The organism is Alteromonas sp. MMG017 (assembly GCF_018100795.1).
Lineage (GTDB): Bacteria > Pseudomonadota > Gammaproteobacteria > Enterobacterales > Alteromonadaceae > Alteromonas.
Genome location: NZ_JAGJDY010000001.1, coordinates 312028 through 327066 on the forward strand (window position 1 = coordinate 312028; position 15039 = coordinate 327066).

The following is a 15039-nucleotide window of genomic DNA, read 5'->3' on the forward strand; positions in this document are numbered from 1 at the left end:
AAATGAAGATTACCATTTTTTAATTAATAGGCTGGCACGACCTCAACAGCAAGGAGGGTATACGTTTTCTTATTCTGTTTATAGTGCTATTTGTTAGAACATTTTTATGTTTTTTTGTAAATATACTGTACGCTGTACGCCATAACAGAGGATAGTTGCAGCCAATATGGCTAAATTGAGTAACAAAAATGCTTACTGGCCTACCTAAACTGCGAGTCTTCACTTCTATAACCTAATAATAATTGCTAATTTTTCTGTATGGCTACGATTAAAGACATTGCTCAGGCTGCAGGTGTATCTCTTGCAACCGTTTCACGCGTTATAAATAACGGCCCTAAAGTTGGCAAAGATACCCGTCAGCGGGTAAAACTCATCATGGAAGAAATGGGTTATAGACCCAATGCTAACGCCAGAGCTTTGGTGACTAAGCGCAGTGCCTCGCTAGGCGTAGTGTTAGCAGAACTTCACGACCCTTTCTTCGCAATGCTTGCCCATGGGGTTGAAACCGTTACTCGTAAGAATAACGTTCAAATTCTATTAAGTGCGGGCTCGATAGAAAAAGAAACCGAATTGCGTGCTATCGAAATTCTACTGGAACACCGCGTAGAAGCCATGGTGGTTCACAGTAAAGCATTGGATGACAAAACCCTTATCGACTTTGCTAAGCAAGTACCGGGCTTTGTATTAATTAACCGCTACATTCCAGAAATTGCTAATCGTTGCGTTTGGTTAGATAACGTCACCGGCGGGCGCTTGATGGCTGAACATGCTATCAATCAAGGTCATAAAAAGTTGGCGGTAATCAGCAGCCAATACCATATTGATGATCCTAATCACCGTTTAGAAGGCATAGTTAACGCTACCGAAGCAGCCAAGCTTACCTTACCTGAAAGCATGATTGAGTATGCGACGCCAGATCAAGAAGGCGGCGAATTGGCCATGCAGAACTTACTCGCTACTGGCGCTGAATTTACTGCGGTGCTTGCCTATAACGATGCTATGGCGTCTGGCGCAATGACCATGTTACAAGACCATGGTATCGCTGTACCCGAGCAAGTATCAGTGATGGGCTATGATGATGTGCTGTTAGCCAAATATTGTCGCCCTAAATTGACCACTTTGCGTTACCCAATAGAAATGATGGCAGCAAAAGCGGCAGAACTTGCGCTGAAATACGCTGCTGGGACAAAACCTGAAGAAGGCCTTACCTTTAAATATACGCCTACTATCGTTAAACGTGACTCGGTGGTAAGGGTCTAGCACGCTATTTGCCTACCCTAGAGCGCGGCTTGGTACTTACCTTCATCAATAGGTAAAAATTATGAAGGTAAGTCGCTATCTGTTAGAAAATTTCATGGATGATAGATCTTGACAACTTACTGAGCTTGATCTTTTAACGAAAACTTTTATCCCCAATCCCCTGCTACTAGCGATCCTGATACCACTAAAGATCTACTTATCGACCGATCTAAAATAAACTTGCTACAGCCCTTGATTTAATTGAGCTAACGTGATCTGACCAGTTGGTCTAGGCAGATCACGATCTTATTTTAAATTTATAAGCTTAGGGAGTTACCAACAACTTGATCCACACTTTATCCACAGGCTTAAAAGTGTGATAAACCTTGATTCTACGGGCTTATATGGCTGATAAACCGCTGATACTCTTCTATCGCGAAGTCGTGCTTTAGCGTGGCATTATGGGTCGCACCAGGCACTACACTAATGTACTTTGCGTGACTGGCCGACGTTGCTAACAATTGCTTACTAATTTCGAATGGGGTAATAACATCTTTCTCACCAACTAAGAGCCAAAGCGGGCCCTCGTAGTGCCTTAAAATGGGGGCGATTTGCATTAGGTGTACTTCAGGGTGAAGTTTCATGCTGGTCAGTGAATTCGAAAAACCAGGCACCATGTTGGCAATGAGATCGGATATGTCGTTAAACGCCCCATCGAGCACTAGCCCGCCAATAGGTTTATTCGCCGCCACATAGCTTGCGAAATAACTGCCCACGCCTCTGCCATGCACAATAGTGGGTAACGACTTATCGAATATACCTTCGGCGTAATCAAAAACAGTCAATGCATCGGCTTTAATCGCATTAATGCTGAGCTTTTCAGATTTATCACTGGCACCAACTCCTTGGTAATCCATCCAAAGAATATTCGCCGGAATCTTACCTAAGCGATGCAGCACGCTATTGTTTTCGCTCACCGGCATACGGTTATCGGCGTAAAAAACAATATTCACAACAGGCTCGGCATAAGACACAGCAACGCCTCTTAACGTTAGACCTTGCTCATTATCAATTTCTACGCGAGTAATCCCTGCCGACGTTTTATCTTGCTCAATGGCGGCATGTAACTTCGTGGTTGTCAGGGGCTTTGTTTGGTTGTCTTGATGAAAAAAAGCGCTTGGCGTCACATTAATTGCGCAGGCGGCTAAGCCTAATGACATAACCGCCACAGTAAATATTTTCGAAAATGTCATATCACAATCCTTGTTGACTACGTGTTTGCTTACACCAATGAATTTACTATCTTACCGTCTTTTACCATAACACATGTCATTCCTGCATCTAACGCGGCGCGTTGACCCATTTCAGTATCTTCAAATACTACGCAATCTTCTGGCGCAACATTCATTGCTTCTGCGGCCATGAGGAAGGTTTCTGGGTGAGGTTTGCCATTTTTGACATCATCAGCCGTGACCAATACTTTCAATTGCTCGATAATATTATGATGGCTCAATAACCACTCGGCATGGGGTCTATCAGAGCCTGTGCCCACCGCAATAGGGTGGCTTTGTATGTAGTGATTAAATACGGCAAGGGTATCTGGAATTAACCTAGGGATATCGGGTAAATTTTCAGAAGTACGCTTTTTAAAGCCAGCGACTTCTTCGGTATCATTTTGTTTGTTGTATTTGGCATTCAACATCTCAACAGTCTCAAGCGTTGGTACGCCCCCTAAACTGTGAATGTAATCTGCATCAAATGGGTAGCCGAACACTTCACACGTTACTTGCCATGCGTTGATATGTCTGCCCATTGAATCAACTAGGGTGCCATCCATATCAAAAATAATGCCTTTAAAAGACGATAAATCTATCACGGTCGCACTCCTTACGTTCGTTATTCTTAGCAATTAAAGCCAATATGCTTACTACTAAGCGCTATCAATTACCGCCCTAGCTTGGGTAGCATCGAAGTCTCGGTTCACTTTTAAATATACCGTGCCATTTTGACTGTTTAAAGTCACCTCTAAAACACCTGGAACCAAAGAAATATTTTTCTTTAACGCGTCTTCCTGATGCGAACTAAAACTACCGTTCATCATGACACGCTTAACGCGGCTTACTTCTTTTAGCCCATAAATAATATAAAGCCAAAGTAACGTGCTGACCGCACCAACTATATAGGCGATATCAGGGGACCAAATATCGGTCACAACACCAGACAACATGCCACCTAAAAAAGCGCCAAAGAACTGGAAGCTAGCATAAATGCCCATGGCAGTGCCTTTTTGACCTGCCGGCGCAATACTGGAAACAAGAGATGGAAAATTGGCTTCTAGATAATTAAACCCAGTGAAAAACAGCACTACAGCGGCTGTGGTTATCCACCAGCTATGGTCTTTCATGGCAAGCGCTGCAAATGCAATGCCCATAAGTACCACGGCGAAAAGTAGATAGGATTTTGGTGTGCGGCCTCTGGCCATACCCATCATAATAACTAACCCCACCACCGAAATACCTAATACCGGTAAGTACACGGTCCAATGGGTATCAAGGGCCATGTCGAAATGCAGTAAGGTTAAAGGTAATTGTACAAAAAGCAGGGTAATTAGCATGTGCAAAATAAGCACACTAACGTTTAAGCGCCAAAGCTGTGAAGAGAACACCAACCGTTTAAGTTGACCCTTTTGCGGTAGCGTATCGCCACTACTCAGAATCTCGCCATTAGGCACAACCCATTGCACCAACGGCATACAAACAATGGCTAACACACCGGTTATAGCGAAAATACCCGCCAAGCCCCAATTATTCGCTATGAGAGGCCCTAACAGCACTGCCATATAAAAGGAAAAGCCAATTGCAATGCCGATAACCGCCAGCACTTTTGCCCGTTGGCTTTCACGGCTAACGTCGGTGGCTAATGCCATAATGGCCCCGGCGATGGCGCCTGCTCCTTGTAATATTCGCCCTACAATAAGCCACGCCATAGTGTCGGCATTGGCCGCCACGAAACTACCGAACGCAAATACAGCTAGTCCGAACAAAATAACGGGTTTTCGACCCCATTTGTCAGACATCATACCCATTGGAATTTGCAAAGCAGCCTGTGTTAAACCGTATCCACCCACCGCTAGCCCCACCATTAAAGGTGAGTAGTCTGAATAATCCATAGCAGCGACGGCTAACACCGGCATCACCATAAATAATCCCAGCATGCGTAATACATAAACAGATGCTAGCGCTAGCGAGGCGCGCAATTCCAAAGCGTTCAAAGCTGTACCGTTCCTCTAAATCAATGTGGGCGCGAAGTGTAGCATATATTAGTAAGCTGCCTACGTTCGAAATATTCGATTAATGTAATCTTAAGTTGATCTCATTGATAGCCAATCAGTATAACTTGATCATGCAATGCAATATCAATTTGCTTGACGACTATGGCATACTGATTCTTTTTTTCGCACTTAGGCTTCAATGGATAAAATCGAGATACGCGGTGCTCGCACCCACAATTTGAAAAATATCGATTTAACACTGCCACGAGACAAGCTGGTAGTGATAACTGGGCTGTCAGGCTCAGGTAAATCGTCTTTAGCTTTCGATACCCTATACGCAGAAGGTCAACGTCGTTACGTTGAGTCGTTGTCTGCGTATGCCCGTCAGTTTTTATCTATGATGGAAAAACCTGATGTTGATCATATAGAGGGTTTGTCACCGGCTATATCCATTGAGCAAAAGTCAACGTCACATAACCCTCGTTCAACCGTGGGTACTATTACCGAAATTTACGATTACCTTCGTTTGATGTTTGCCCGTGTTGGCACGCCACGATGCCCAGATCACGATGTGCCGCTTGATGCGCAAACCGTGAGTCAGATGGTAGATAAGGTGTTGGCAATGCCAGAAGGCAGCAAGTTGATGCTGCTAGCGCCTATCGTGAAAGAACGTAAAGGTGAGCATTTAAAAACCCTGCAGAATTTGTCTGCTCAAGGTTTTATTCGTGCGCGAATTGACGGCGATGTATGTGACCTGTCCGATCCACCGCCATTAGATTTACATAAAAAGCATACTATCGAGGTGGTAGTAGACCGCTTTAAAGTGCGTGAAGACTTAGCGCTACGTTTATCAGAATCTTTTGAAACCGCATTAGCGTTAGCTGGCGGCAATGCGCTTGTAGCCGACATGGATAACAGCGATGCTGAAGAAATTGTATTTTCAGCTAACTTCGCTTGCCCGCACTGTGGATATAGTATTAGTGAATTAGAGCCTAGATTATTCTCGTTCAACAACCCTGCTGGGGCATGCCCAACCTGTGATGGTTTAGGTACACGACAGTTCTTCGACCCAACTCGTGTAGTGGGTAACGACGAGTTAAGCCTTGCAGGCGGCGCAGTGCGTGGTTGGGACAAACGCAGTTATTACTATTTCCAGATGCTGCAATCGGTTGCCGACCATTACGAATTCGATTTAACTGGCCCCTTCGGCGAATTAGACGATAAGCACAAAGACATTGTGCTATATGGCTCTAAAGGTAAGTCGTTAGCGTTTAAATACATTAACGAACGCGGCGATGTAATGGAGCGTAAGCATCCGTTTGAAGGCATTATTCCCAACATGGAGCGCCGCTATCGCGAAACCGAGTCTAACGCGGTACGTGAAGAGCTGGCTAAATACTTAAGCCAACAGCACTGTAGCAGCTGTAATGGCACACGCTTGCGAGTAGAAGCCCGTAATGTCTTTATTGAAGACACTACACTGCCTACCATTGCGGATAAATCTATTGCTGATGCCTACGAGTTTTTCGAAAACTTATCGTTAACAGGCCAAAAAGCCCAAATAGCAGAGAAAATTTTAAAAGAAATTCTCGATCGTTTACGCTTCTTGGTTAACGTTGGCTTGAACTACTTATCACTTTCACGCAGTGCCGATACCCTATCGGGCGGTGAAGCCCAGCGTATTCGTCTTGCGAGCCAAATTGGTGCTGGATTAGTAGGTGTAATGTACGTTCTTGATGAGCCTTCTATTGGGCTCCACCAACGAGACAACGAACGCTTATTGAAGACCCTTAGACACTTGCGTGATTTGGGTAACACGGTATTGGTGGTAGAGCACGACGAAGACGCCATTCGTGAAGCCGATTATATTGTGGACATTGGCCCTGGAGCCGGTGTACATGGCGGTGAAATTATTGCCGAAGGTCAGCTTGAAGATATATTAGCAAGTGAAGACTCACTTACTGGTAAATACCTATCCGGCCGTGAAAAAATTGTTATTCCTGAAGTTCGTACACCTATTAACGATGATAAATGGTTGGAATTAAAAGGGGCCACAGGCAACAACTTGAAGTCAGTAGACTTGCGAGTGCCTATGGGCGTGATGACCTGCGTAACCGGTGTATCTGGCTCAGGTAAATCGACCCTTATTAACGACACCTTTTACAAAATAGCCCATTGTGAATTAAACAAGGCCACCACTTCTGAGCCTGCGCCTTATGTCTCGATGACGGGGTTAGATCAGCTTGATAAGGTGGTCGATATTGACCAGAGCCCTATTGGTAGAACACCGCGTTCAAACCCTGCAACTTACGCCGGAATTTTCACGCCTATTCGTGAAATATTCGCCGGTACACAGGAAGCACGTTCTCGCGGTTATAAACCAGGTCGCTTTAGCTTTAACGTGAAAGGCGGACGCTGTGAAGCGTGTCAGGGCGACGGTGTAATTAAAGTAGAAATGCACTTCTTACCCGATGTATACGTTCCGTGTGACGTATGCCAAGGCAAGCGCTACAACCGCGAAACCTTGGAAGTGAAATACAAAGACAAAAACATTCACGAAGTGCTAGAAATGACGGTAGAAGATGCTCGAGATTTCTTCGACCCCATTCCTGCCATTGCCCGTAAACTGCAAACGTTAAAAGAAGTAGGCTTGGCCTATATTCGTTTAGGGCAAGCAGCCACTACCTTATCGGGCGGTGAAGCACAGCGGGTTAAGTTAGCCAAAGAACTGTCGAAACGTGATACCGGCCAAACCCTGTATATATTGGATGAACCCACCACAGGGCTGCATTTCCACGATATTAAACAGTTACTAGCCGTACTGCACCGACTCCGTGATCATGGCAACACAGTGGTGGTTATTGAACACAACCTTGATGTGGTCAAAACTGCCGACTGGATCATCGACTTAGGCCCTGAAGGTGGCTCAGGCGGTGGTCAAATTATTGCTGAAGGTACGCCAGAAGTGGTGGCTGAATCTAAGGTTTCTCATACCGGCCGATTCTTAAAGCCAATGCTTGAAGCACAAGCCTAAGCTCATAAGCTTCAAAGGCTTAGCTTTTAAGGTTTAGTATCAAGAACAAAAAACGCGCCTTTTCGGCGCGTTTTTCTATTTAGCTCTGTTAAATACTTAGGCACCTGACTAGCCTAACTTTGAAACTTAGCTGCTAGCATAGCTATGCTTTAAAACTTAGATGCTTGAATAGCCAAGCCTTCACACACAGAGTTAAACGCATCGTTCTCTAACCGAGGCAGTCCGGTCAATAGCTCTTCGTACAATGCATCGATAATAATAGGCGATAAGCTCATACCACCGGTAACCATCACTACCTCAGGTGCCGCAGCGCTTTTTTCCAAACATTCCACCACTAACGCTTTTACCTTACTTAACCACGGCTTTAACGCGCTTTTTAAGTCCTCGGTACTAATGTTCACATCAAAATCTTCTTCAATGTAATGCAGTGGTAAGGTGATCTTGTCTTTGCTAGAAAGCAGTTCTTTTGCCATTCTCACCGAGTTAACCACCCGCGCCGACAACTTGTTTTCTTGCACTAGCAACAAACGCTCTAATTGTTCTGGGTTTTTGGTTACTGACATAGTTTGGGAAATCTCTAGGCCGTAATCATCAGAGAAGAACCGAGTAAGTGCGGGGATATTATCAACCGCACACATATCTGAATAATAGGTAGGGGGGATGGGCAGACCGTTAATCATTTTTAGCCCCATTCCCATTTCGGGCGCTACCACCTTTAATAGCAGGCTTTTATCGCAATCCATGCCGCCCAAACGTCTTCCCGTTACCGATAGCACGTCCTGCTTTCTATCCAGTTGGTTATTACGTTCCGGTGAAAGATTAATACAACAGATGTCTGTAGTACCACCGCCAATATCCACAATAAGCGCCGTGGTATCGCGGGGTAACGTCTGCTCAATTTTATACGCCGCCGCAATAGGCTCATCCAAAAAGTTAATTTTACTAAAGCCAGCGCTAGATGCTGCTTCAGTCATAATCTGAATGGCTTGAGTGTTACCCACTTCACCACGGGTGCCATGAAACTTAACCGGGCGCCCTATTACTACCGAAGAAACCGGTGTTTCTAATTGGGTTTCTGCACACTGTTTAAAATACGCTAACTGTTTGGCAATAATGCCAATAAACGCCTTTTTCTGGTCGCCATCTAATGATGCACCTAAGAAGTTTTTAGGTGAGTAGATAAGCCGGCCTTTATCGGGCATTTTTAAAAAGCGTTTAAACCCTTCTTCACCGAAGGCAAACTTGCCATGCTCCACTAAACGTAACAATGGAATTTCTTCCAGCGACATAGCGTGCATAAGCTGCTGGATAGCCTTACGTTGCAATGCAGGTCGGTTATGGTATTCACCACGAAGCGATTCAATGCGGTTGCTATAGCGCGACTGCTCTTTGGGATCTTTAGCGTCGTAATAGCCCTGCTTGGCTTTGTCTATTTGCTCGTTGATTAAACGCTGCAACTGCGACACTTTAGCTTCCACCATGGCATCAGGCGGAGGCGGCAGTTCATCCTCAAAGTATATAAATACAGACGAGCGAATTTTATTACCCTGTTCAAGTGACGGGTCGAGCTTTATATGTCTATGGGTAGCGCCATCAAAGTACACCACCTCAGAGTTTGAGGTACCGTAATCAATCCCAATTGCAGTCATAATTATTGTTTAATCAGAAATTTGGCGCAGATTGTAATTTAAAACCACGCTGGGATCACTTTTCATCTTAATTTCGTTTCCAATGGCCTGTCAGATTGAGCCAGATTACTGAAAAACCCAATGTAGCGTGATAAAGTGAATACACATCACGATAAAAATAAGAGGCGATATGTCAGCAGTAACTCCATCTGAAACCATTCCTATGGAAATGTCATTCGAAGTACGGTTTTGTGAGACCGATGCCCTGCAACACGTGAGCAACACCGCATTAGTCAGTTGGTTTGAAGCTGCTCGGGATCCTATCTTCAGAATGTTCACGCCGACGATGGATTTACAGAACTGGCCGCTTATTTTAGCAAGCTACAAAGTCGATTTTCTTGCGCAAATTTTTTACGGCAAAACCGTTACCGTAAAAACGTTTATCAGTCGTTTAGGGAACAGTGCGTTTGATGTGTACCAAGAACTTTGGCAAGACGGTAACCTGTGCTCAACGGGCATCACGACTATGGTACATTTCGATTATAAGCAGCAGCGATCAGCCCCCATTCCTGACGATATAAAAACTACGTTACAAGCACATTTTAAGGCGCTACCTAATGACTGATTTAATTGAGGTTATTGATGACGTTCTGTCACCCGAATTGTGTACTCAACTTATCGCGCGTTTCGAGAAAAGCCCAAACCTAACTCAAGGTAAAACTGGCGGCGGTGTCGATTTAGATAAGAAGCGTAGTGTTGATGTGTCTATCTCTCAACAACCTGAGTTTGCTGACTTATTTAAGCAGGTGATGCAGCTAACAGGCGAGCAATTGGTGAAGTATATAGAGAAATACTATTACGCACTGGTTGGTCCTATTGGCCTAACCGTTCGCCACCCCAAAACGGGAGAACCGGTTAAGCTTACCGGCGAAAACTTTGAGGAAGTGGGTAAACCTAATTTACATAACTTGGTTAACTACCTATTTCGTATTGGTGACATTAACGCACAGCGCTACACAGCAGGTAATGGCGGTTACCCTTACTGGCATTCGGAAGTGTATCCGCAAGCGCCTCACAATGAAGCTTTGCATCGAGTATTACTGTTTATGTTTTACTTAAATGATGTGGAAGATGGTGGGGAAACCGAGTTTTATTATCAAGATAAAGCCGTAAAGCCTAAAGCAGGAAGAATGGTCATTGCCCCTGCTTATTTTACCCATACTCACCGTGGGCAAATACCTAGAAGCAACGACAAGTACATTCTTACTTCGTGGCTACTGTTCAATCGTGCAGAACAAATCTATACACCACAAGGCTAGGCCACGTTTTTGCTTATGAGGAGCTCCCTACTCAAAAGGAGCTTACTTGCCTAAAAAGCACTTACCTCGATACCCTTAAGTCGATAACCTACCGATGCGATATCACCTTTCCAGCCTTCAGTGGTAAGCTCGCCAGTTACCCATATCGCGTCGTAAATATTATCTAGAGGAATGCCTTCTTCAAACGTCACGTACACAATTTGGTTTGACGCAGGCGGCGGCACATGAATACAAGCGCCAAAGTAAGGCACTAGCAAAAATTCGGTCGTGAGCTCAGGCGTGCCTTCAAGGGGCACCACAAAGCCAGGAATTTTTACCCGCTTACCATCGAATTTATCGACCACTGGCGCATCAGGCTGCAACTGTGACATTTCACCATTGTGCTGAACGGCGGGAGGCGCAAGCTCATTAAACCCTTCTGGTACCAAATCTTCCCAATACACTTCAATAGGTTCTTCGTCGCTATACGCAGAGAACGACGGAAGCAATATCACCAAGGCTAAAACCAATGCCTTTCCCATGACTTTCAACATAACACTCACTTAAATAAAAAAGGGTAGCTCTTAAAATAAAAAGGGCCGGTACTTACCAGCACCGACCCCTTTTTAGCATGTCTTGTAAGCAGCGTGAATTATTCTGCTTCGAAACGCTTAACGCTTGCGACAATTTCTTCTTTCGCTGCAGCTGAACCAGCCCAGCCGTCAATCTTAACCCACTTACCAGGTTCAAGATCTTTGTAATGAGAGAAGAAGTGCTCGATTTGCTGTAGTAGCAACTCAGGTGCGTCTTCAGTTTCTTGTACTTTACGGTAAATAGTAGAAAGCTTGTCGATTGGTACCGCCAATACTTTAGCGTCTTTACCAGACTCATCAGTCATGTTCAAAACACCAATTGGGCGACAACGAATTACCGAACCCGCTAGCAATGGAAATGGTGTCATTACCAATACGTCAACTGGGTCACCGTCTTCAGACAAGGTGTTAGGCACGTAACCGTAGTTAGTTGGGTAGTGCATGCAAGTTGCCATGAAACGGTCAACAAACATAGCGCCTGAGTCTTTGTCTACTTCGTATTTTACCGGGTCAGCGTGTGCTGGAATTTCGATAACTACATTCACTTCTTCAGGCAAGTTCTTGCCCGCAGGAATATCATTCAAGCTCATTCTAAGGTCCTTTCAATGATGTTTTAAAAAATTTGGCGCTAAGTATACGGTGACGGCGGCAAAATAAAAACGGTTTAGCGCTAATCACGCGCAAAACCGCCTTTATTTAGCGATTTTTCTATTCACCTTTACCGTAATAGCTTAAACAGGTTTCAACTTCTTCTTTAGAACCAATAATACATGGCACGCGTTGATGTATTTCTTCAGGCATTACTTCAAGAATACGCCCTGTACCGGTTTCTGCTTTACCACCGGCTTGTTCCATCAAAAATGCCATCGGGTTTGCTTCATAAAGCAAACGCAATTTACCTGGCTTAGATGGGTCACGTTTATCGTATGGATACATGAAAATACCGCCGCGGCATAACAAGCGATGAATATCGCCCACCATCGCAGCTACCCAACGCATGTTGAAATTTTTCTCACGAGGGCCATCTTTACCCGCTATCAAGTCGGCAATGTATTCTTGCATAGCCGGTTCCCAATGACGCTGGTTCGATGCATTAATAGAGTACTCAGTGGTTTGCTCTGGCACTTGAATATTAGGGTGAGTAAGTAGGAAACCACCGTGAGTTTTATCTAAGGTATAAATATGTGTGCCACGCCCAGTAGTAAGGGCTAGCATAGTAGATGGTCCGTAAAGCACGTAACCTGCTGCAACTATCTGTGTACCCGGCTGAAGAAACGCTGATGGATCATCGGGCTCCATCCACTGAGGCGCGTGGGTAATTGAGAAGATAGTACCAATTAAACTATTAATTTCTGTATTCGATGAGCCGTCTAATGGGTCAAAGCTAACCAAATAGTTACCATCTGGGTTGCACGGTACTACATCGTCTTCTTCTTCCGATGAAATGGCTTTTACATAGCCCGACTCGCGAAGCGTATCTTTAATGATGTGATTAGAGATAACATCTAACTTCTTTTGCGTTTCACCTTGTACGTTTTCTGACAAAGTAGAACCCAATACGCCAGCAAGCGCACCTTGACTCACCCGGAACGAAATTTCTTTGCAGCTCGCCAACAAGGTTCTTATAAGCAATATGAGCTCTAGCGGGGCACCATCTTCTTGCAACTGGGAATTTAAACGTTTCATCTTAGTTAAGCCTTTTTTTTAGTGTGTAGGGTATGACAATACAAGGCGCGCAGCTTTCCTTACCGGCTTTCTCTTGCACTACCAACAAGCACTGCTTTATATGCTTGTTAAATTGATTGTAACCGTGAATGCACCGAAGTGGAATAAGGCAGGCGCTGCCAATCTACACAACATACCAGTGAAAGCAGGCATTATGAGTGAAAATGCATTATTTAACCGGCAACGGTTCTGATAAAGTAGCCAGTATTCAATGCAGTAAAAATGAGAATTCGCTATGCATGTACATATTTTAGGTATTTGCGGTAGCTTTATGGGTGGCATCGCAGCCATTGCGAAAGCCTTAGGCCATAAGGTCACAGGCTCAGATACCAATGTGTATCCGCCCATGAGTACCCAACTTGAAGCCCTTGGCATCGAGCTTACCGAAGGCTTCGATACTAACCAGTTCGAGCCAATTCCTGACATCGTGATTATTGGTAACGCCATGTCTCGAGGAAATTCAGCGGTTGAGTATGTGTTAAATAGAAACTTGCCGTATACCAGTGGCCCGCAGTGGTTACTTGATAACTTATTAAAAGATAGATGGGTAATTGGCGTATCGGGCACCCACGGCAAAACCACCACCAGCAGTATGGTGGCGTGGATTTTAGAGTACAGTGAATTAAACCCCGGCTACCTTATTGGTGGTGTGCCTGAAAACTTTGGTGTGTCTGCCCGCATTGGAGAAAGCCCGTTTTTTGTCATTGAAGCCGATGAGTACGACAGTGCCTTTTTCGACAAGCGTTCTAAGTTTGTGCATTACCGTCCTAAAACGCTGGTGATTAATAACTTAGAGTTTGACCATGCTGACATCTTCGCCAATTTAGCGGCCATTCAAACCCAGTTTCACCACCTTGTGCGTATGGTGCCAGAAAACGGCCTTATTCTTACGCCCAATCACACACCTGCTATTGAGGAAACCCTAAAAAAGGGTTGCTGGACACAACGCCAATCTTTAGGCAAAGAATGGTCGGCAGAACTCATCAATAAAGATGGCAGCCAGTTTAACGTGTTATTTAACAACGACGTTGTAGGTGAGGTGCAGTGGGAACTGCTTGGCCAGCATAATGTGGATAACGCACTCATGGCTATTGCTGCGGCTCATCATGCTGGCGTAACTCTTAACGATGCCATTGCGGCACTATCGAGTTTTAAAAACGTTAAGCGGCGCATGGAAATAAAGGGCGCAGTGACACTCGCGGCTGAAGGTAAACCCGTGACGGTTTATGATGACTTCGCTCATCACCCCACCGCCATTGCCACCACCATTGACGGACTTCGTAAGAAAGTAGGTAACGCCCGCATTCTTGCTGTGCTAGAGCCCCGTTCAAATACCATGAAAATGGGGGTGCACAAAAATACTCTCGCCCAATCTTGGCAGGCCGCCGATGCGGTTTATGTCTATGAACCCCAAGGGCTAGACTGGTCATTGAAGGAAGCTGCGGCTACTAGCCCTGCCCCCACTGCCGTTTTCAACAAAGTAGAAACGATTGTGCAGGCGCTTAAAAAAGAGGCTCGCCCTGGTGACCATATTCTTATTATGAGTAATGGTGGCTTTGAAGGCATCCATAGCCGTGTTTTAAGCGTACTTACCCCGTCAATCGAGGTAGAAAAATGAAACATGATAAGCAAATTACCCTAGCTATTACGGGTGCTTCAGGTACCCCATACGCACTCTCACTGTTAACGTCGTTAGTAAAAGCTGACTACCAAGTGTATGTGCTTATTTCTTCGGCGGCTAAAGTCGTTATGGCCACCGAAGAAAACATAAAAATACCCGCTAGGCCTGAAGACGCCAGTGCCTTTTTTATTGAGCACTGCGGCGGCAAGCCTGGCCAAGTACAAGTATTTGGAAAAGAAGAATGGTTTTCGCCTGTCGCATCAGGTTCTGCCGCACCGGCTAAGATGGTGGTGTGCCCCTGCTCTACTGGCACCCTTTCGTCTATTGCTATTGGTGCCAGTGACAACTTAATTGAGCGTGCTGCCGATGTAGTATTAAAAGAAAGAGGCCAGCTCATTCTGGTGCCACGAGAAATGCCTCTTTCCTCTATCCATTTGGAAAACATGCTTAAACTGTCACAAATGGGGGCGACAATAATGCCAGCGGCGCCTGGCTTTTATCATAACCCTAAGACCATCGAAGATTTGGTCGACTTTGTTGTGGCCCGTATTCTTGATCACCTTGGCGTTGAACAATCTTTAGTGGCGCGATGGGGTTACGAAACCGCTAAACATACCCCTAAAACGTAAA

13 protein-coding genes are annotated in these 15039 nt (G+C 45.0%); 6 read left to right on the plus strand and 7 right to left on the minus strand.

Annotation, left to right across the window (positions count from 1 at the left end):
- Positions 1–258: 258 nt before the first annotated feature.
- A complete protein-coding gene (locus J8L84_RS01375; RefSeq protein WP_211069117.1) occupies positions 259–1260 on the plus strand; it encodes a LacI family DNA-binding transcriptional regulator in 1002 nt (333 codons plus the stop codon).
- A 371-nt stretch (positions 1261–1631) separates the two neighbouring features.
- Here J8L84_RS01375 and J8L84_RS01380 read toward each other — a convergent pair whose 3' ends face one another.
- Genes J8L84_RS01380 through J8L84_RS01390 form a run of 3 tightly spaced genes read right to left on the minus strand, consistent with a single transcriptional unit; the run spans position 1632 to position 4510 of the window.
- Complete coding sequence (locus J8L84_RS01380) at positions 1632–2492, minus strand: alpha/beta hydrolase (protein ID WP_211069118.1); 861 nt, start codon at positions 2490–2492, stop codon at positions 1632–1634.
- A 29-nt stretch (positions 2493–2521) separates the two neighbouring features.
- Positions 2522–3115, minus strand: a complete 594-nt coding sequence (locus J8L84_RS01385; protein WP_211069119.1) for a beta-phosphoglucomutase family hydrolase — start codon at positions 3113–3115, stop codon at positions 2522–2524.
- A gap of 54 nt (positions 3116–3169) precedes the next feature.
- Complete coding sequence (locus tag J8L84_RS01390; RefSeq protein ID WP_211069120.1) at positions 3170–4510, minus strand: MFS transporter; 1341 nt, start codon at positions 4508–4510, stop codon at positions 3170–3172.
- A gap of 199 nt (positions 4511–4709) precedes the next feature.
- Here J8L84_RS01390 and uvrA point away from each other — a divergent pair, with 199 nt between their 5' ends.
- On the plus strand, positions 4710–7544 hold the full coding sequence (gene uvrA, locus J8L84_RS01395) for an excinuclease ABC subunit UvrA (RefSeq protein WP_211069121.1): 2835 nt from the start codon (positions 4710–4712) through the stop codon (positions 7542–7544).
- 149 nt (positions 7545–7693) lie between these two features.
- Here uvrA and J8L84_RS01400 read toward each other — a convergent pair whose 3' ends face one another.
- Positions 7694–9193: an Hsp70 family protein gene (locus J8L84_RS01400; protein WP_211069122.1), complete on the minus strand. Its 1500-nt coding sequence runs from the start codon at positions 9191–9193 to the stop codon at positions 7694–7696.
- Between the two features lie 169 nt (positions 9194–9362).
- Between J8L84_RS01400 and J8L84_RS01405 the strand changes: the two genes are divergently transcribed.
- Positions 9363–9797 carry a thioesterase family protein gene (locus tag J8L84_RS01405; RefSeq protein WP_211069123.1) on the plus strand — a complete coding sequence of 145 codons (435 nt, stop codon included), beginning with the start codon at positions 9363–9365 and terminating at the stop codon, positions 9795–9797.
- Positions 9790–10491 (plus strand): 2OG-Fe(II) oxygenase, encoded by a 702-nt coding sequence (locus J8L84_RS01410; RefSeq protein WP_211069124.1) that lies wholly within the window; start codon positions 9790–9792, stop codon positions 10489–10491. Before J8L84_RS01405 ends, J8L84_RS01410 begins: the two co-directional genes overlap by 8 nt.
- Positions 10492–10541: 50 nt before the next feature.
- On the opposite strand, the gene J8L84_RS01415 is transcribed toward J8L84_RS01410, so the two are convergent.
- The 3 genes from J8L84_RS01415 to J8L84_RS01425 all read right to left on the minus strand — a co-directional run bounded on the left by J8L84_RS01415 (position 10542) and on the right by J8L84_RS01425 (position 12749).
- Positions 10542–11024 carry a DUF3299 domain-containing protein gene (locus J8L84_RS01415; RefSeq protein WP_211069125.1) on the minus strand — a complete coding sequence of 161 codons (483 nt, stop codon included), beginning with the start codon at positions 11022–11024 and terminating at the stop codon, positions 10542–10544.
- Between the two features lie 98 nt (positions 11025–11122).
- A complete protein-coding gene (gene ppa / locus J8L84_RS01420) occupies positions 11123–11653 on the minus strand; it encodes an inorganic diphosphatase (RefSeq protein ID WP_013785907.1) in 531 nt (176 codons plus the stop codon).
- 118 nt (positions 11654–11771) lie between these two features.
- The gene (locus tag J8L84_RS01425; protein WP_211069126.1) at positions 11772–12749 is read right to left on the minus strand and encodes a class 1 fructose-bisphosphatase; all 978 of its coding nucleotides are present in this window, start codon (positions 12747–12749) and stop codon (positions 11772–11774) included.
- 274 nt (positions 12750–13023) lie between these two features.
- On the opposite strand from J8L84_RS01425, the gene mpl reads away from it, so the two are divergent.
- Both mpl and J8L84_RS01435 read left to right on the plus strand, forming a co-directional pair.
- Positions 13024–14406, plus strand: coding sequence for a UDP-N-acetylmuramate:L-alanyl-gamma-D-glutamyl-meso-diaminopimelate ligase (gene mpl / locus J8L84_RS01430; protein ID WP_211069127.1), 1383 nt, complete (start codon positions 13024–13026; stop codon positions 14404–14406).
- A complete protein-coding gene (locus J8L84_RS01435; protein WP_211069128.1) occupies positions 14403–15038 on the plus strand; it encodes a flavin prenyltransferase UbiX in 636 nt (211 codons plus the stop codon). Before mpl ends, J8L84_RS01435 begins: the two co-directional genes overlap by 4 nt.
- The last annotated feature ends 1 nt before the right edge of the window (position 15039 follow it).

Bases quoted from the DNA above. Each gene is read 5' to 3' on its own strand.
- J8L84_RS01375 (WP_211069117.1), top strand. From the start codon at position 259: ATGGCTACGATTAAAGACATTGCTCAGGCTGCAGGTGTATCTCTTGCA.
- J8L84_RS01380 (WP_211069118.1), bottom strand. From the start codon at position 2,492: ATGACATTTTCGAAAATATTTACTGTGGCGGTTATGTCATTAGGCTTA.
- uvrA (WP_211069121.1), top strand. From the start codon at position 4,710: ATGGATAAAATCGAGATACGCGGTGCTCGCACCCACAATTTGAAAAAT.
- J8L84_RS01400 (WP_211069122.1), bottom strand. From the start codon at position 9,193: ATGACTGCAATTGGGATTGATTACGGTACCTCAAACTCTGAGGTGGTG.
- J8L84_RS01405 (WP_211069123.1), top strand. From the start codon at position 9,363: ATGTCAGCAGTAACTCCATCTGAAACCATTCCTATGGAAATGTCATTC.
- J8L84_RS01410 (WP_211069124.1), top strand. From the start codon at position 9,790: ATGACTGATTTAATTGAGGTTATTGATGACGTTCTGTCACCCGAATTG.
- J8L84_RS01415 (WP_211069125.1), bottom strand. From the start codon at position 11,024: ATGTTGAAAGTCATGGGAAAGGCATTGGTTTTAGCCTTGGTGATATTG.
- ppa (WP_013785907.1), bottom strand. From the start codon at position 11,653: ATGAGCTTGAATGATATTCCTGCGGGCAAGAACTTGCCTGAAGAAGTG.
- J8L84_RS01425 (WP_211069126.1), bottom strand. From the start codon at position 12,749: ATGAAACGTTTAAATTCCCAGTTGCAAGAAGATGGTGCCCCGCTAGAG.
- mpl (WP_211069127.1), top strand. From the start codon at position 13,024: ATGCATGTACATATTTTAGGTATTTGCGGTAGCTTTATGGGTGGCATC.
- J8L84_RS01435 (WP_211069128.1), top strand. From the start codon at position 14,403: ATGAAACATGATAAGCAAATTACCCTAGCTATTACGGGTGCTTCAGGT.